17 protein-coding genes are annotated in these 18,136 nt (G+C 46.5%); 9 read left to right on the forward strand and 8 right to left on the reverse strand.

Annotation, left to right across the window (positions count from 1 at the left end):
- Positions 1-7 precede the first annotated feature (7 nt).
- From lspA to ispH, 3 genes are all read left to right on the forward strand, one after another.
- Positions 8-511: a signal peptidase II gene (gene lspA, locus ACUALS_RS02900; RefSeq protein WP_005475893.1), complete on the forward strand. Its 504-nt coding sequence runs from the start codon at positions 8-10 to the stop codon at positions 509-511.
- A gap of 129 nt (positions 512-640) precedes the next feature.
- The gene (gene fkpB, locus ACUALS_RS02905) at positions 641-1,072 is read left to right on the forward strand and encodes an FKBP-type peptidyl-prolyl cis-trans isomerase (RefSeq protein WP_038137478.1); all 432 of its coding nucleotides are present in this window, start codon (positions 641-643) and stop codon (positions 1,070-1,072) included.
- 26 nt (positions 1,073-1,098) lie between these two features.
- Positions 1,099-2,064 (forward strand): 4-hydroxy-3-methylbut-2-enyl diphosphate reductase, encoded by a 966-nt coding sequence (ispH, locus tag ACUALS_RS02910; RefSeq protein WP_038137477.1) that lies wholly within the window; start codon positions 1,099-1,101, stop codon positions 2,062-2,064.
- Positions 2,065-2,176: 112 nt separating this feature from the next.
- Here ispH and ACUALS_RS02915 read toward each other — a convergent pair whose 3' ends face one another.
- Entirely contained in the window at positions 2,177-3,661 is a 1,485-nt protein-coding gene (locus ACUALS_RS02915) for a carbon starvation CstA family protein (protein ID WP_005475862.1), read from the reverse strand.
- 201 nt (positions 3,662-3,862) lie between these two features.
- Here ACUALS_RS02915 and ACUALS_RS02920 point away from each other — a divergent pair, with 201 nt between their 5' ends.
- Entirely contained in the window at positions 3,863-4,204 is a 342-nt protein-coding gene (locus ACUALS_RS02920) for a DUF2799 domain-containing protein (RefSeq protein ID WP_454448814.1), read from the forward strand.
- 38 nt (positions 4,205-4,242) lie between these two features.
- Here the strand turns inward: ACUALS_RS02920 and murQ are convergent, their stop codons facing one another.
- A complete protein-coding gene (gene murQ / locus ACUALS_RS02925) occupies positions 4,243-5,172 on the reverse strand; it encodes an N-acetylmuramic acid 6-phosphate etherase (RefSeq protein ID WP_454448815.1) in 930 nt (309 codons plus the stop codon).
- An 8-nt stretch (positions 5,173-5,180) separates the two neighbouring features.
- Positions 5,181-6,296, reverse strand: coding sequence for an anhydro-N-acetylmuramic acid kinase (locus ACUALS_RS02930; RefSeq protein WP_454448816.1), 1,116 nt, complete (start codon positions 6,294-6,296; stop codon positions 5,181-5,183).
- Between the two features lie 100 nt (positions 6,297-6,396).
- On the opposite strand from ACUALS_RS02930, the gene nagZ reads away from it, so the two are divergent.
- A complete protein-coding gene (gene nagZ / locus ACUALS_RS02935; RefSeq protein WP_454448817.1) occupies positions 6,397-7,383 on the forward strand; it encodes a beta-N-acetylhexosaminidase in 987 nt (328 codons plus the stop codon).
- A gap of 46 nt (positions 7,384-7,429) precedes the next feature.
- On the opposite strand, the gene btsR is transcribed toward nagZ, so the two are convergent.
- Together btsR and ACUALS_RS02945 are read right to left on the reverse strand one after the other, a co-directional pair.
- Positions 7,430-8,149, reverse strand: a complete 720-nt coding sequence (gene btsR, locus ACUALS_RS02940) for a two-component system response regulator BtsR (protein ID WP_005475860.1) — start codon at positions 8,147-8,149, stop codon at positions 7,430-7,432.
- A 9-nt stretch (positions 8,150-8,158) separates the two neighbouring features.
- Positions 8,159-9,835, reverse strand: a complete 1,677-nt coding sequence (locus tag ACUALS_RS02945; protein WP_005475849.1) for a sensor histidine kinase — start codon at positions 9,833-9,835, stop codon at positions 8,159-8,161.
- A 236-nt stretch (positions 9,836-10,071) separates the two neighbouring features.
- On the opposite strand from ACUALS_RS02945, the gene ACUALS_RS02950 reads away from it, so the two are divergent.
- Both ACUALS_RS02950 and tyrA read left to right on the forward strand, forming a co-directional pair.
- Complete coding sequence (locus ACUALS_RS02950; protein ID WP_038137906.1) at positions 10,072-11,142, forward strand: 3-deoxy-7-phosphoheptulonate synthase; 1,071 nt, start codon at positions 10,072-10,074, stop codon at positions 11,140-11,142.
- Positions 11,143-11,171: 29 nt separating this feature from the next.
- A complete protein-coding gene (tyrA, locus tag ACUALS_RS02955) occupies positions 11,172-12,299 on the forward strand; it encodes a bifunctional chorismate mutase/prephenate dehydrogenase (protein WP_005475847.1) in 1,128 nt (375 codons plus the stop codon).
- A gap of 46 nt (positions 12,300-12,345) precedes the next feature.
- On the opposite strand, the gene ACUALS_RS02960 is transcribed toward tyrA, so the two are convergent.
- The 3 genes from ACUALS_RS02960 to ettA form a co-directional block, all read right to left on the reverse strand.
- Positions 12,346-13,359, reverse strand: coding sequence for a peptidoglycan DD-metalloendopeptidase family protein (locus ACUALS_RS02960; RefSeq protein ID WP_454448818.1), 1,014 nt, complete (start codon positions 13,357-13,359; stop codon positions 12,346-12,348).
- A 10-nt stretch (positions 13,360-13,369) separates the two neighbouring features.
- Positions 13,370-13,741: a PilZ domain-containing protein gene (locus ACUALS_RS02965; protein ID WP_454448819.1), complete on the reverse strand. Its 372-nt coding sequence runs from the start codon at positions 13,739-13,741 to the stop codon at positions 13,370-13,372.
- Positions 13,742-13,924: 183 nt separating this feature from the next.
- Positions 13,925-15,592 (reverse strand): energy-dependent translational throttle protein EttA, encoded by a 1,668-nt coding sequence (gene ettA, locus ACUALS_RS02970; RefSeq protein WP_005475887.1) that lies wholly within the window; start codon positions 15,590-15,592, stop codon positions 13,925-13,927.
- Between the two features lie 258 nt (positions 15,593-15,850).
- Here ettA and sltY point away from each other — a divergent pair, with 258 nt between their 5' ends.
- Together sltY and trpR are read left to right on the forward strand one after the other, a co-directional pair.
- Positions 15,851-17,806, forward strand: a complete 1,956-nt coding sequence (gene sltY, locus ACUALS_RS02975; protein ID WP_454448820.1) for a murein transglycosylase — start codon at positions 15,851-15,853, stop codon at positions 17,804-17,806.
- Between the two features lie 16 nt (positions 17,807-17,822).
- Positions 17,823-18,122: a trp operon repressor gene (trpR, locus tag ACUALS_RS02980; RefSeq protein WP_005475899.1), complete on the forward strand. Its 300-nt coding sequence runs from the start codon at positions 17,823-17,825 to the stop codon at positions 18,120-18,122.
- Positions 18,123-18,136 lie beyond the last annotated feature (14 nt).

An 18,136-nucleotide genomic window follows, 5' to 3' on the forward strand; every position in this document is an offset into this window, starting at 1 on the left:
GGATAAGATGTCGAACATTCCATTAAAACAATCAGGTGTACGTTGGCTGTGGTTAGCCATTGTTATCTTCTTTGCTGATATAGGTATCAAGTTGTTTGTGATGGACAACATGGGGTATGGCTGGGCAAACCGTATTGAGGTATTGCCTTTCTTTAACCTGTTGTATGTTCACAACTACGGTGCGGCATTCAGCTTTCTGAGTGACCAAGCTGGCTGGCAACGTTGGTTGTTTACCGGTATTGCGTTTGTTGTAACCGGTATGCTGACCTATTGGATGAGCAAGCTACCAAGCAAAGAGAAGTGGAACAACATAGCGTATGCGATGATTATTGGCGGAGCTGTGGGTAACGTGTTTGATCGTGTTGTGCATGGTTTTGTCGTGGACTACCTGGATTTCTTCTGGGGAGACTATCATTGGCCAGCTTTCAATTTGGCAGATACGACCATTTGTATTGGTGCTGCAATGATTATTCTCGATGGCTTTCGTAACAAAGAAGAAGCCAAAGCATAATTCGTGATTGAGCGAATAACCTTAAGCGCTGTCGGTTGATTCGGGCAGCGCTTTTCTTTATGTTGAAGCGCTAATCGGTGTGCCTTTCTAGCATCGATAAAATAACAACAACGCCAAGGAAGCAGTAACGTGACGACAATTGCCCAAGACTCCGCAGTAACTCTGCATTTTACTATCAAGATGAATGACGGCGCAGTGGCTGATAGCACTCATAATATGGGTAAGCCCGCTAAATTAGTTATCGGTGATGGCAGCCTCAGTGAAAACTTTGAACAATGTTTAATTGGCTTGAAGGCCGGTGACCAGAAAGTGATTGAGCTTAAAGCCGCAGACGCATTTGGTATGCCAAACCCAGATAATATTCATTATATGGATCGTGCAAAGTTTGTTGGTGATGCCGAAGTGGAAGTCGGTACGATCATGGCCTTCTCAGGCCGTGATGGTATGGAAATTCCTGGAATCATTACAGAAATCGCGGGAGACTCGGTGACGGTTGATTTCAACCACCCTCTTGCAGGGCAAGATGTGACTTTTGAAGTCGAGATTTTGTCAGTAGAATAGCGAGCCAGAGCGAAAACATAAACATCATGAGCAATGAAATGAAAATCCTTTTAGCAAACCCACGCGGTTTTTGTGCCGGTGTTGATCGAGCGATCAGTATCGTTGAGCGTGCGTTAGAAATGTATCAGCCACCGATTTATGTACGCCACGAAGTCGTGCATAACCGCTTCGTTGTCGAGGGGCTTAAACAGCGTGGGGCAATCTTTGTCGAAGAACTGCATGAAGTGCCGGACGATAACATTGTCATTTTCTCTGCTCATGGTGTGTCTCAAGCTGTACGCAAAGAAGCGAAAGAGCGTGACTTAACCGTCTTTGATGCGACTTGTCCTCTTGTGACCAAAGTTCATATGGAAGTGGCTCGCGCGAGTCGTAAGCATATGGAGGTTGTATTGATTGGTCACGCAGGGCACCCAGAAGTTGAAGGAACGATGGGGCAGTATGCTAGTGACCAAGGTGGCATGTATCTGGTTGAGACACCCGCTGACGTCGTAGGGTTGAAAGACAAAGTGAAAGACCCAAGCAACCTTCATTATGTAAGTCAAACCACACTATCTGTAGATGAAACGGCGGATGTGATTGAAGAGCTACGCCGAGTATTTCCAGAGATTCAAGGGCCGCGTAAAGACGACATTTGTTACGCGACACAAAACCGTCAAGATGCGGTGCGTGAAATGGCGACAGATGTTGACGTAGTGATTGTTGTTGGCTCGAAAAACTCATCAAACTCAACACGTTTGAAAGAGCTAGCAGAAAAGCTGGGAACACCGGGTTACTTAACTGATTGCCCAGAAGATATCAAACCTGAGTGGTTCGAAGGTAAAGTGAAAGTTGGCGTAACCGCCGGCGCATCTGCACCAGAAGAGCTTGTGAATCAAATCCTTGAACGCATCAAAGAGTTGGTTGGCACCCGTTCTGTTGAAGAAATCCAAGGCCGTGAAGAAAATATGTTCTTTGAAGTGCCTAAAGAGCTACAAATTAAGCAAGTCGACTAGGTTTGCATTAAAACCCAATAAGCCAGCGTTTATCGCTGGCTTTTTTGATTTTGTCTCTAAAGAAAAAGGCTCCCGAAGGAGCCTTAAATGTTTGCAAGCGAAGTGCATTAGCTTAGGCAGTTTCTGTGACTGCTTGTGGTTTCTCTTCATCAGCTAAGTCAGTTTCACCTTTACCTTTCGAGGTTTTGATGACGTATGCTGCGATAGCGATGGCGAAGAGGATACCAGAGACTGTGGACACCTGAATTGGTAGACCAAAGCCTAGTGTGCTGTTGTTAAGGATGAACGTTGCACATACCGTTGTCATGAATAGAGCCGGAACGGTTGTAATCCAGTGCATTTTGTTATGACGAAGCAAGTAAGCAGAAGCGGTCCAAAGCATCATAACGGCCGTTGATTGGTTTGCGAAGCCGAAGTAGCGCCAGATAATACCGAAATCAACTTGAGTCAAAATACCACCAATGACAAACAGTGGAACGGCCATCATTAGGCGATTACGCAGCGCTTTTTGGTCGACGTTAAAGTACTCAGCTAGGATTAATCGGCTAGAGCGGAACGCAGTGTCACCTGATGTAATAGGAAGAATCACCACACCTAGGAAAGCAATCACACCACCAAAAACACCCAGTAAGCCAAAGGAAGCGCTGTAGACGACATTACCAGGGCCACCATTTTTCACGGCTTCAGATAGCGCATCTAAGTTGCCGAAGAACGATAGGGCAATCGCACACCAGATAAGAGCAATCACGCCTTCACCAATCATTGCGCCATAGAATACGAAGCGACCGTTCTTCTCATTTTCCATACAGCGAGCCATCAGTGGCGATTGCGTCGCATGGAAGCCAGAAATCGCGCCACAAGCAATGGTGATAAATAGTGCTGGCCACAGAGGCATATCGTTCGGGTTAAGGTTTGTAAACATATCGCTGACTTGGAAGTCGCCCATCACAGTATGCTCGCTCGAGAAAGCGACTGCAGTCATCAAGCCAACAGACATGAAGATGAGAAGTGCACCAAACAGTGGGTAGAAGCGGCCAATGATTTTGTCGACAGGAACAATCGTCGCGATGATGTAGTAAGCAAAGATGGCAACAACCATAGTCGTCATGCTAACGCTTAGGCTAGTTTGATCATTGATAAGGTTTGTGATCATACCCGCCGGAGCAGACACGAAAACAACACCAACAAGCAGTAGGAGGACAATGGCAAAAATGTTCATAAAGTGTTTTGCGCCATTACCTAAGTAGCGACCGGTGATAGTTGGGACTGAAGCACCGCCATTACGCACGGACAACATCCCTGAGAAGTAGTCATGAACTGCGCCAGCGAAAATACAGCCAATCACAATCCAAAGCATGGCAGCAGGGCCGTATAGTGCGCCCATGATAGGACCAAAGATTGGACCAACCCCTGCGATGTTCAGCAACTGGACAAGGTAAACCTTTTTGGTCGACATTGGTACATAGTCGACACCATCCGTTTTCGTATGAGCGGGTGTCTGGCGTTTTTCGTTGATGCCAAACACTTTCTCAACGAAAGCTCCGTAAATAAAGTAGCCGCCAATCAATGCCGCCACACAGGTCAAAAACCACAACATAACACTTGCTCCTTAGTATTTAAGCTCACGATGCATATTACGGAAGGATAAAGAAAGAAACATTCGCTTATGAAGTGAGTGGTCGTATCCAGAATTGAACGGTATCGACGTCAGTTAAGTGGTTTTCATCGATCGTAAGTGGCAATTTGGGGTGTTTAGTGGTTTAGTTAAATAAGAACCCAAGAAAATGAAGAAAAAACAATGAGAAAACTGATCATCGGCTTACTCTCCATCCTACTGGCAGCGTGCTCGGCCTCTCCAGAAGAGCTTGCCCAACAAGGGGATTGGTATCAAATTGGTTATCAAGATGGTGTGGCAGGTCACATTCAGCGCTCCGTCAAGAACCTCTCCCGTCTTGGTTCTGCCAAATATGGGGAATATGAACAAGGGTATATGGATGGAGTGAACGAATACTGTAACCCTAATTTTGCTTATCAGATTGGCTTATCTGGTCAATACTACGAAGGGGTCTGCGAAGGGACTCAATATGGGCAGAAATTCCGTATGGAATGGCAACGGGGTTGGAACGACTTCAACCAATAGATGGGATTAAGGGAGAGAGGCTCTCCCTTTCGACTGAACTAGGATTGATTGTGATGATGCTGCACCGCTTTTCGTAGAAAGCCATCTTGGTAATGCAACTGCTCACGAGCAGAGGGAAGATCCATACCTGTTAAAATCATGAGAATCGCCAGTTTTACATCGTAGTCGGTCTGTTCGAGTGTGCTGGTGGCCTGATTTTTATCGCAGTCAGTGGCTTGCATCACGATTCGAGCAGCACGCGCAACCAACTTCTTATTGGTCGCTTTCACATCGACCATGAGGTTTTGGTAACTTTTGCCCAAACGAATCATACTTGCTGTGGTAAGCATATTAAGCACTAACTTTTGCGCGGTACCGGATTTTAATCGTGTTGAGCCGGTGAGCGCTTCTGGGCCAACCACCGGGCTTATCGCAATGTCGGCGATATCCGCAATGGTGGAATCGGGATTACACGAAAGGGCAATGGTCGTTGCCCCCATCTCATTTGCGTACTCCAATGCACCAATCACATAAGGCGTTCGTCCACTCGCTGCGATGCCGACGACCACATCTTTCTGACTAAACTGGATTGATTTAAGGTCATCGACGCCTAAGGTGAGTGAGTCTTCCGCGCCTTCTTTGGCTTTCAAAATTGCATCTGGCCCCCCTGCGATTAAGCCTACGACCATTTGATCGGAGACGCCAAACGTTGGTGGACATTCAGACGCATCCAAAACGCCCAAGCGCCCACTGGTGCCTGCACCCATGTAGATAAGCCGACCGCCCACTTTGAAGGCTTCGGTGATTTTGTCTACAGCCAGTGCAATTTCGGGAAGCACCTTTTCTACCGCGAGTGGTACCAATTGATCTTGTTGATTAATTCTTTGCACAATCTCAAAGGAAGGAAGAAGGTCGATGTCCATGGTTTCAGGATTTCGACCTTCTGAGACAAGGTGAGAAAGTGCAGCGATCAGTGCATCGTTAGTCATGTTAGGTCCTAATTGTCAGCAAAATACATCACACCAAGAGAAACCGCTTTTGAGGCTCCGGTGACTTCGGGAAGATTACTTGGCAGATTATGCATGCGGCGATAGGCAAGCCAAGCAAAGGCCATTGCTTCCATATTGTCGCCGTCGATACCTCGGCTGTCCGTTGTTGCCACCTTCCATTGTGGTAACAAGGCTTGTAAGCGATCCATAAGGAGTGGATTACGTGCGCCGCCACCGCAGACGAGTAGTTCTGGTAACAGGCCAGAGGCAAACGCTTCGACCTGCTGAGCAATGGTTAGTGCGCTAAACTCGCATAAAGTGCGTTGGACATCTTCAGCAGATACAGAGTGCTCTGCCAGCTTGCTGTTTAGCCACTCAAGATTGAATAACTCTCTTCCGGTACTTTTCGGCGCAGGTAGCGCAAAATAGGGCTCACTTAGAAGATCATTCAGTAGAGGCTGGTGAATGTCTCCTTGTAAAGCGAATTGCGCGCCGCGATCAAACGCTAGGCCCAACTGTTTTTGACACCAAGCGTCCATGAGCATGTTCCCAGGCCCAGTGTCGTAACCTAAGACGGCTTTGCCTGGTTGAAGAACTGAAATATTAGCGATTCCCCCAATATTGAGGATGACCGTGGTGGCGTCTTTAGGTTCAAAGAGCGCTTGGTGAAAAGCGGGCACTAAAGGGGCGCCTTGTCCTCCTAACGCCATATCTTTGCGTCTAAAATCAGCAATCGTCGTGATTCCTGTGCGAGCGGCAATGATATTGGCATCACCCAACTGGCTCGTAAATGGGAGTGGGGCACTAGGGTTGTGGTAGACCGTTTGCCCGTGATTGCCGATGGCGCAAATTTGATCGGCTTGATAGCCACTTTTATCGAGCAAGGCTTGAATGGCGTTGGCGTAGAGAAGACCAAGCTCATGATCTAGTTGACCAATGTCGACTAAATTGGTGGCTTGACCGGTACAGACGTTAAGGACGCGCTGCTTAAGTTGTTCGGGGTAAGGGTAGTCATTGGCAGCCAATAGCTTAGGCTGCCCAGCGTCCATTTCAATAATAACAGTATCGACACCATCTAGACTGGTGCCGGACATCACTCCGATATATCGCTCTTTTGTCGTCATACCCAAATTTTACTACGCCTGACAGAGATTCCATTGTAAACAGAGAATAATCCTAATACTCTCGGCAGCATAGCGAAAATTCAGTTTGGCTGGAGCAATTATGGGACCATTATGGCTGGATGTGGAAGGCTGTGAGCTAACCGCAGAAGATAAAGAAATTCTAGAGCACCCGACGGTTGGTGGCGTGATCCTTTTTTCACGTAATTATCATGATAATCAACAACTCTTGGCACTCAATCAGTCCATTCGCCGAGCGGCAAAACGTCCTATCTTAATCGGTGTTGATCAAGAAGGGGGCCGTGTACAACGTTTTCGTGAGGGCTTTACGATCATTCCTGCAGCGCAAGAGTTTGCAAAGCGAGCCGATGGAGAGGTGCTCGCCCGACAAGCTGGCTGGCTGATGGCGGCAGAACTGATTGCTCACGATATTGACCTGAGCTTCGCGCCTGTATTGGACAAAGGACATCAATGTAAGGCGATCGGTAACCGAGCGTTTGGCGATGATGTTGAGTCGATAGTACGTCATAGCACCGCGTATATGCAGGGGATGAAGTCAGTTGGAATGGCAACCACGGGTAAACATTTTCCGGGTCATGGTGGTGTGGTGGCAGATTCTCATTTGGAGACACCGTACGATCAACGTGACACAATTTTTCATGTCGATATGCAGGTATTTAAGGCTCAAATCGACAGTGGCATCTTAGATGCAATGATGCCCGCGCATGTGATTTACCCTCATTATGACGATCAACCTGCTAGCGGCTCTGCGTATTGGTTGCAGCAAGTACTGCGAGAGCAACTTGGCTTTAAGGGCATTGTTTTTTCTGATGATCTCTCTATGGAAGGCGCTGCGATCATGGGCGGTCCAGCCGAGCGAGCTCACCAAGCGATGGTGGCTGGGTGCGATATGATTCTGGTGTGCAACAATCGAGATGCGCAGGTAGAGGTATTAGATAACCTGCCGATTATGGAAACGCCGGGAGCCGAAGTACTGCTCAAGCAGCAAAGTTTTACCTTGTCGCAGGTTCAATCCAGTGACGAGTGGAAGCAAGCATCAGAAGCCATGAAACGCATTACTGAGCAATAAAAAAACAGCCACATTGAGTGGCTGTTTTTTTTAAGAAGTTCATAGCTTAATGGAAGCCCAATAATTCTTTGAGACTTTTGAGGTATCGGCGACTCACGGGCAACGGGTGATCGCTGGTGGTGACAATCTCAGCAAGTCCATTTTCTAACAGTTTTATCTCTTTAATCGCTTGGACATTGATTAAGAATTGTCGATGGCAGCGCACTAAGTTGGTTTTTTCTTCCAGTACTTTTAGTGTCAGCTGAGAGGTTGCCTTTTGCTGCGCCGTTTGCACATGTACGCCACTAATATCGCTGTAGGCGAACTCGACTTCTTTGGTCGGGATGATCACGATACGATTCAAACCAATACACGGGATTTGATCCAAACATTGTGGAGAGACGGCGCTGATTTGCTCTAACGTATTTTGCTGAGATTTGAGCAAGCGACGCACCGTTTTGTCTAGGCGTTGGGTATCCACAGGTTTGAGCAGGTAGTCAAAGGCGTTATCTTCGAAAGCTTGAATAGCGAATTCGTCATACGCAGTGACAAACACCACTTTGGGCATGGTGTCTGGATCTAGCATTCCAAGCAGTTCAATGCCCGTAATTTGCGGCATCTGAATATCAAGGAACACCACATCTGGCTTGAGTTGATTGATAAACTTTAGCCCTTCAATGGCATTGCTGGCTTGGGCTATGACTTCAATTTTTCCGGTCTCTTCCAAGAGTTCTGTTAACTCTTCACGAGCAAACAATTCGTCATCAATGACTACTGCAGATAGCATGCGTGTACCTTAATACGTGTTTTCATCGGGAATGATAAAGCTCATTCGGGTCGATTGGTTCGCTTCAACTTCAATTGTGAGAGCCGCCGCACGTCCAAATTTATTGGTAAGACGTTTATCAACAATTTGCATCCCTAGCCCAACGTGCTCGTCATGGGGAGGACGATAGCTCCCCGCATTATCCTCGACCGTGATCTGCACGCCGTGTTCTTTCTGCTGGCTATAAATTTTGATTTGACCACCTTCAAGTAGATGGGAAATACCATGTTTAATGGCATTTTCGACCAGAGGCTGCAGTGTGAAGGTGGGCAGTTTACGTTGCAGCAGGTTTTTATCAATATCGATTTCAACTTCTAGTCGATCGGTGAAGCGTGCTTTTTCTATCGTCAGGTATGCATTCACATGCGCCAACTCTTCTTCCAGCGTTACCGTCTCGATGCTTTGTTTCAAATTACTGCGAAAGAACTGAGACAAATGTTGGATGAGCTCACGTGCTTTGTTGGGATCCCGCCTGACGACGGCACTGATGGTGTTCAATGCATTAAATAAGAAATGTGGGTTGACCTGAGCATGCAACAACTTAATTTCGGCTTGAGCAAGTAAGGTTCGTTTTTGTTGATAGTCACCAAACAAGATCTGGCTCGAGAGGAGTTGGGCGATACCTTCAGCCATCGACATATTGATGGTCGAGAACAGTTTACGTTTAGGTTCATAAAGCTTAATCGTGCCGATGACTTTGTCACCCGCTCGCAGCGGAATAATCAATGCAGAGCCGAGTTTGCAGTCTGGATTGAGTGAACATTGGTAAGGCTTTTCTTTTCCATCCAGGTAGATAATGTCATTTTGGCCAATTGCATCTAAAGTGCTTTGTGATGAGATGGGAGTTTCGGGTTTGTGGTGATCATCGCCAATGCCGACAAAAGCCAGAATTTTTTGGTCATCAGTGATTGAGACGGCGCCGACATTGGTCTCTTCATAAATGATTCGAGCGATTTTTTCGGCGTTTTGACTGTTGAACCCAGAAGCGAGTATACCGACGGAGCGCTCTGCAATATTTAATGCTCGGCGTGAGAAGGTGGCGGAGTATTCTTCAAAAATGGTTTTTCGATCCAGAAGGATACTCATAAACAGCGCTGCACCAACGGAGTTGGCAATGATCATTGGCGCTGCAATGGCGGAGACCAAGTCATAGGCTTGGATAAAAGGTTTGGCGACGATCAAGATGATCACCATTTGTACGATCTCGGCCACTAGAGTTACAGCAAACACGACGCTGGGGTTAAACAGTTGGTCGCTTTTTCCTTTGCGCACAAAGTAGGTATGGAGTAATCCGCCAATCAGGCCTTCAGCTGTCGTCGATATGGTGCACGCCAAGTCGGTGAAGCCACCGAGCGTGTAACGATGGATACCTCCGGTTAAGCCGACAAAAAATCCCACCACTGGACCGCCGAATAATCCGCCCATCACGGCACCGATCGCCCTTGTATTGGCGATCGCGTCGTTGATCTGCAATCCAAAGTAAGTGCCCATCACGCAAAATAGTGAAAACAACACATAAACCGTGACTTTGTGCGACAGTCGGTTGGAAATGGTAAACAGTGGCAGAAAAATGGGTGTCTTACTCAGCATGTAGGCAAGAACAAGGTAGACACACATCTGCTGAAGCAGGGAGAGAATTAAGTCCATAACTTTTTCAGTTGTTGGTTTTCAACTATTTTAGAGAACTTTCCCTACAGAAAGTATGCTTGACTCGCGATTTTTGTCTTTAGATGTAAAAAACACCGTGTGTAAATTAAAGTTTACATGTAGTGTTTTTTTAAGTTTACGGTTGAAATCTAAATTTAGCCTGTTATTGTGTCGTTATTCCTCGCTCAATATGAAAGGATAATTGAGTGTAAAGTTAAATGTACAGGTTTAAAGTTATGCAGAAAAGTGAACTCAGCAACATCAATATCAGTGAAGAACAAGTTCTTATCACACCGGAAGAGCTAAAAGCCAAAATCCCTCTGAGTGATAATGCACGTCGCTCGATTCAAGAATCACGTCAAACCGTTGCCGATATCATTCATAAAAAAGATCATCGCTTACTTGTGGTATGCGGCCCTTGCTCAATTCATGATATAGACGCAGCAAAGGATTACGCGCGTCGTCTTAAAGCACTTTCTGCAGAGCTAAATGACCAGCTGTACATTGTTATGCGTGTTTACTTTGAAAAACCACGTACCACTGTAGGGTGGAAAGGTCTGATTAATGACCCACACCTCGATGGTTCATTTGATATTGAGCATGGCCTTCATGTCGGCCGTGAGCTTCTAGTGGATCTGGCAGAGATGGAGATACCACTTGCGACCGAAGCGCTGGATCCAATCAGTCCTCAATACTTGGCAGATACCTTTAGCTGGGCAGCGATCGGCGCGCGTACGACGGAATCGCAAACGCACCGTGAAATGGCGAGTGGTCTATCTATGCCAATCGGATTCAAAAATGGTACGGACGGTAGCCTTGCTACGGCGATCAATGCGATGCAAGCCGCCTCTTCGAGCCATCGTTTCATGGGGATCAACCGAGAGGGTCAAGTTGCGTTATTAACCACCCAAGGAAACCCTAATGGTCATGTGATTTTACGTGGTGGTAAGCAAACTAACTACGATTCTGTGTCTGTTACTGAGTGCGAGCAAGACATGGCGAAGTCTGGCTTAGATGCGTCTTTGATGGTGGATTGCAGTCACGCTAACTCACGTAAAGATTTTCGTCGTCAGCCTTTAGTTGCAGAGGATGTGATTCACCAAATTCGTGAAGGTAACAAGTCGATTATTGGCTTGATGATTGAAAGCCATATCAATGAAGGTAACCAGTCATCTGATATTCCGTTAAGTGAAATGCAATACGGTGTTTCTATTACCGACGCATGTATCAATTGGGATACAACTGAGGCACTATTACGTCATGCACACAAAGAGCTTGTGCCGTTTTTAGAAGATCGTCTGAAGTAATCATCGCCGATAAGAGATAAGGAAAGTGAATGGCTGTTGAACTGAACGAGTTGCGTGATCAAATTGACGCAGTAGATAAGCAGATTTTAGATTTATTGGCTCAGCGACTTTCGCTGGTGGAAAAGGTCGGTGAAGTTAAGAGTGAACATGGCTTACCTATATATGCTCCGGACAGAGAAGCAGCTATGCTGGCCTCACGCAGAGAAGAAGCCGAGAAGAAAGGGGTGCCGCCTCAACTTATCGAAGACATTCTGCGTCGCACAATGCGTGAATCTTACGCCAGTGAAAAAGATTCGGGCTTTAAGTGTCTCAATCCAGAATTGCGTTCAGTGGTCATTGTCGGTGGTAATGGCCAATTAGGTGGTTTATTCGGACGAATGTTTAAACTGTCTGGCTATGATGTAAAGGTGTTGGGCAGTCAAGATTGGCACCGTGCTGATGAGATTCTCGAAAACGCAGGTATGGTTGTCGTAACTGTGCCTATTCACCTGACAGAGGGGGTGATTGAAAAGCTATCCCAACTTCCTGATGACTGCATCCTATGTGATTTGACCTCGATTAAATCCAAGCCTCTGCAAGCGATGCTAAACGTCCACTCGGGGCCAGTTGTGGGTTTGCACCCAATGTTTGGTCCAGATGTCCCAAGTTTGGCTAAGCAAGTGATTGTCTACTGTGATGGTCGTGGTGAAGAGCATTACCAGTGGTTGTTGAAGCAGTTCTCTATTTGGGGAGCAAGTTTGTGTCAGATTGATGCTAGTGAGCACGATCATGGTATGACGCTGATTCAGGCGCTGCGACACTTTACCTCGTTTGCCTATGGCTTACATTTGAGCCGTGAAAACCCAAGCATCGATAAGCTGCTGAAGTTAAGTTCGCCAATCTACCGTTTGGAACTGGCAATGGTAGGAAGGCTGTTCGGTCAAGATCCGAATCTTTACGGCGATATTATCCTCTCTTCGGATGAGAACATTGCCATGATCAAGCGCTTCCACCAATGTTTTGGTGAGGCATTACAAGTACTCGATAGCAAAGATAAACAGGCATTTGTCACCAGTTTTAATAAGGTAAGTGACTGGTTTGGCGATTATTCTCAGCAGTTTATGAACGAGAGCCAGAATTTGCTCAAACAAGCCAACGATTCTATCCATCGAGGGTAAATAGCAAAAGAGCGACCATTTGGTCGCTCTTTTTTGTTGGAATAATCTATTGGACGGTTACGTTCTTTATTGCTTGCTCTGGCTCGTTTTTTACCGTGCTGACCGAGCTATCTTGATAAGGTTTATTGGTCAAGTTGACTTGAAGCCTAACCGTGTTATCAATTAACTGAACGAGCGGTCCCCATTTTACTTTTTTCTCTTTCTCAAAGAGGTAGTTAAAGTTCTCAGGGCTCCAGTCCATCGTGTATTGCGGGTTGAGCGCTCGACCTAAGAAGCGTACCTCGTAGTGCAGGTGCGGCCCTGTTGAGTTGCCAGAGTTACCACAGGTAGCAATCAAATCCCCTTTGCTGACAAACTGACCGCTGCGTACTTTAAATCGGGACAAATGCGCGTATGAGCTCATGAATCCGAAAGAGTGACGCAAGGTGAGATAATTGCCGTAGCCTTTTGAGCTTGGGCGTACTGTCTCAACCACACCATCTGCTGGAGCGTAAATTTCTTCTCCGCGCTTGCAGGTCAAATCGATCCCCGTGTGCGTGTGGCGCTTGCCGGTGATGGGGTTGGTGCGGCGGCCGTAAGAAGATGAAATACGCAAGTACTCCATTGGCGTATCATTTGGAATCATACGAAACATGGTTGCTCTAACCGCGGAGTCAACGGCTGCGGCGTCCAAACGATCTTCTAAGTTTTGTTCACCCAGACTTTCTTCATTGGCGAGTCCTAGTACCGATTCCACATCGAATACGCGCTTACCGAGTATCTGGATTTCGTTTTTCTTGTCTTCGAGCTCTTGAGTGACCGCATGAGTTTCGTTGACCTGCTCTTCATAGAGTTGCTCGAGTTCGCTTCGCTCTTGCTCTGAGTAGGTTAGCTGAGTCATCAAGAGGCTGTAGTTATGCTGGGCGGCGCGTTTCTCTTGCCAAGTCTGGTAAAAAAATGTGCCGCAGGCCACAACTGCAATCAAGAGTGTGGATAGGAGTATTATTAAGCTCTTTCTAGAGACATGAAAATGTTGTACCCCAGAAGCATCTGGGATAAAGATGGTAATTTTATTGGACATACTGCTTTCGTTAGGTGTATTCACCTAGGTCAGACAAGTGCTCGATATCACGATGCAATAACTCATCATCACCTACATTGAGTTCAATTAGTCGCTTGAGATGCCCGATACTTTCAATATCAATATGATCAATGCTGAGACGGATCATATTGTTATTAACCCCAACAATGTTCCCTACGAGTTGGATCGTTACATCACTTCCTGGAAGCGAAAATTCTACATCGATTTGTTCATTCGCATTGAGCAGGGCGGCTTGTTCACTGCTAATCAATAAGCCATGTAACGACAAGTCACTGATTGAAGCTTCAACAGCATTCATTGCTTGCTTCAGCACTGCTGGGGCGCGATAAACAATACGCGAAAAACGACGGCGTTCTATCATAGTTTTCTCTCTTAATTTGAACTCTCAGAGTAACAAAATTAAAAATACAGCTATGCGGAGTCGTTCGCATTATTTAGCATCATCAATCAGAATAATTATCCGTATTGTGAGCTATATAATAAAGGCCGCTAATTTAAGCGGCCTTTGAACAAATTTCAAGCGTTAACGTCTGAGAGAGTAAAATTACTTCGCAATACGCTTGTACTTGATGCGATGCGGCTCTGCTGCTTCTGGACCTAAGGTCTTCTTCAGCCACTCCATGTACTCAGTATAGTTACCTTCGTAGAAGTTCACCTGACCTTCATCGCGGTAATCGATGATGTGTGTTGCGATACGGTCTAGGAACCAACGGTCGTGCGAGATAACCATGGCACAGCCAGGGAACTCGAGTAGCGCTTCTTCTAGAGCACGTAGCGTTTCAACGTCAAGGTCGTTGGTTGGCTCATCGAGTAGCAGAACGTTACCGCCCGCTTTAAGTAGCTTAGCAAGGTGTACACGGTTACGCTCACCACCAGAAAGCTCGCCGATGATCTTCTGTTGGTCTGAACCTTTAAAGTTAAAGCGAGAACAGTATGCACGAGCAGGGATTTCGAAGTTGTTGATCTTGATGATGTCCGCGCCTTCAGAAATCTCTTGGTAAACCGTTTTTGAGTCATCCATTGAATCACGGAACTGATCCACAGACGCGAGCTTAACCGTGTCACCCATTTCGATTGTGCCCGCGTCAGGTTGCTCTGTACCGCTTAGCATCTTGAATAGTGTCGACTTACCCGCACCGTTGGCACCAATGATACCTACGATGGCACCTTTAGGAATGCTGAATGATAGATCATCAATCAGTACTCGGCCGTCAAATGACTTAGTGAGGTTATTCACTTCGATAACCTTATCACCTAGACGCTCACCTGGTGGAATGAACAGTTCGTTAGTCTCGTTACGTTTTTGACGATCACCGCTTTGCAGTTCTTCGAAGCGAGCCATACGCGCTTTAGACTTAGACTGACGACCTTTCGGGTTTTGACGAACCCATTCAAGCTCTTTCTCGATCGTTTTTTGACGAGCTTTCTCTTGAGACGCTTCTTGTTGTAGACGCGCATCTTTTTGCTCTAGCCAAGAGGTGTAGTTACCTTGCCATGGTATACCTTCACCACGGTCAAGTTCGAGAATCCAACCCGCAGCGTTGTCTAGGAAGTAACGGTCGTGGGTGATTGCTACAACGGTACCTGTGTAATCCACTAGGAAGCGTTCTAGCCAAGCGACAGATTCTGCATCCAAGTGGTTGGTTGGTTCGTCTAGAAGTAGCATGTCTGGCTTCGAAAGCAGTAGACGACAGATCGCAACACGGCGACGCTCACCACCGGATAGGTGCTCGATCTTTTGATCCCATTCTGGAAGACGGAGTGCGTCAGCAGCGCGCTCTAGTGCGTTTTCAAGGTTGTGACCTTCTTTCGCTTGGATAAGCGCTTCTAGTTCACCTTGTTCTTTCGCAAGCGCGTCGAAGTCAGCATCTGGTTCAGCGTATGCTGCGTATACTTCGTCAAGACGCTTCATTGCACCCGCAACGTCAGAAACCGCTTCTTCAACGATTTCACGAACAGTCTTAGATTCATCCAGTACTGGCTCCTGAGGTAGGTAACCTACATTTAGACCTGGTTGTGGACGTGCTTCACCATCAATATCGGTATCAATACCTGCCATGATGCGCAGTAGGGTAGATTTACCTGCACCGTTCAGACCCAAAACACCGATTTTAGCGCCAGGGAAGAAGCTCAGAGAGATGTCTTTAAGAATTTGTCGCTTTGGTGGCACAATTTTGCTCACACGCGACATGGTATATACGTATTCAGCCATTGCCGATCGTTCCTAACATTCAATTCACGTAAATGGCTATTTTATACCAAGATGAAGCGCTTTGTTACTCCCTGTGAGGTATCCCATCAAAATCCACTTTTCCTATTGATGCTTTGCTGACCAAATAGGCGTATAAAGCTAGGAAAAAGTCACAGTTGTGTGAATTTATTATTATTTACATCTGCGCCCTTTACAGGACTACGTAGAATAAGCATTAATTAAGAACTTAATTGACTATTCTCAACAGGAAGAGAATCTATGATGCTGACGTTTTCTAAGTCGCTGCATCGCATTCCTTCATCGTTACTTGCTCTAGTTTCGATGGTTTGCAGCGCAAGTTATGCCACTTCAGCACTGGCCACTGATTTAATAAAGCAGCGTGAGATATACGATCAGGCGCAACAAGCGTTAGACAAAAAAGATGTCGCTCACTACCAGAAACTTCGTCGAAAAATTACAGATTACCCACTCACACCTTACGTCGACTACCGTGCCTTTCTTATAGACCTTGGTGAGCGCTCACCTCAAGAGGTCAACAAGTTTATCGATGATTACCATGCCCTGCCATTCTCGGGGCGAATTCGGGCACCTTATATAGAACGTTTAGCGGCGCAAAAAGATTGGCGAAGGTTGCTTGAGTTTCAAGCGGTAGAGCCGCGAGGAGAAACTTACCAGTGCCACTATTACAATGCGCTTTATCAACAAGGGCAGTTTGATAAAGCGTACTCAGGTGCAGAAAAGCTGTGGCTCTCAGGGCACTCTATTTCAGACGCGTGCGATCCCCTATTTGAAGGTTGGAACAACGCCGGACTGAGAACTGACGAGCAGATATTGCAGCGCATGCAACTTGCATTTGAAGCGCAAAATGGGGCGATTCTGAACTACTTGAGTAAGCTGGTCACTGGGGCCGAAAAGAAGCAACAAGCGAAAGCAATGACGGAGTTGTTCCGTAAACCAGAAAATGTCGTTGAGTTTGCGCGCAGTAATCCTGCTGAGAGCTTTTACCAACAGCAAACCATTCAAGCATTGAAAAAAGTCGCTAGAAAAGACATCGAGCTTGCTCAATCCATGTTTGATGATGTGGTCAAGGCGCAAAAGCTATCCGATGAACAGGCGCAAACGCTGGCGGATTACATGGCGTTTCGTTTGATTAATACGGATTCTGATGACTTAGCGCAGTGGCGAGATGGTCAGATTTCGGCATCAAAAAGCACGGTATTAATTGAACGACGAGTTCGGTTAGCGATTCAGCACCTTGACTGGCAAGGTGTCCAACGTTGGATTGATTTACTGCCGATCGCGAAGCAGCAGAGTTTACGTTGGCAGTATTGGCTCGGTCGCAGTGAGATCGCGCTGGGGGAGCAATCTAAAGGCATGAATCGATTGGAACAACTGGTTGGTCAGCGAAACTTTTACAGCGTTGCTGCTGCGAAAGAAATTAAACGTTCCATTGATTACCCAGTTTCTACCGTCACGTTGGATAAGAGCCTGATTTCCCCCTTTGATGCTTCACTGGTGCGGATTGCCGAGTTGATTGAACGCGATAAAATTGCCGCGGCCAAAAGCGAGTGGCGTTGGCTGTTAAGACGAGCGAGCGAGCCGCAAAAAGAGATGCTGGCGGCTTATGCGTCTTACAAACGATGGCACCATTTAACGGTCACAGCGAGCATTGAAGCCAAAATGTGGGACAACGTTAAGATACGTTTCCCAATTGCTCATCGCTGGTGGTTTAATTTTTACGGCGAGAAACATAGTATCGACCCCATTACCTTGATGTCACTGGCTCGCCAAGAAAGTGGTATGGATGTCGAAGCTCGTTCTCCGGTGGGGGCTCGCGGTATCATGCAAATTATGCCTTCGACGGCAAAGTACACAGCTCGGAAGTATCAATTGAGCTATGGTGGTACGCAAGATTTGTACGAAGTTGGCAAGAACATCGAGATTGGCAGCCACTATTTGAAAGGCTTACTCGAACAGTACGATAACAATCGAATTTTTGCGCTCGCTGCGTATAATGCAGGACCACACAGAGTAAAAACTTGGCGAGAGCGTACTCAGGGCAAGCTTGATGCTTATGCCTTCATTGAAGCGATTCCATTCAAGGAAACACGCGGGTATGTGCAAAATATTTTGATGTTTGAAACCTACTATCGAGACTTGTTAGGTGAAGATGGTGCGTTCCTAAACCGAAATGAGATGACCGCTAAGTATTGATAGGTAACAAGAACAGATGGCAACTGAACCTGAGTATACAGATTGGCAGCAGATTCTAGATCTGGTCAAAAGCAGCAGTGAAGCGGAGCAGCATGAGATGTTGCTCACCATGCTATTAACGCCCGACGAGCGAGAGTCGCTGGTCGCTCGAGTCAATATTTTTCGCGAGCTACTAAAAGGGGAGTTGTCTCAACGCCAAATCAGTCAAATGCTAGGAGTAGGGATTGCAACGATTACTCGCGGTTCCAATGAGTTAAAGTCCAAGTCCGAAGAGGACAAACAGTTGTTAAGCCAACTACTCAAGCAAAAGTCTTAAAAAAAGGTGCCACG

This window comes from Vibrio sp. NH-7 (assembly GCF_053643215.1).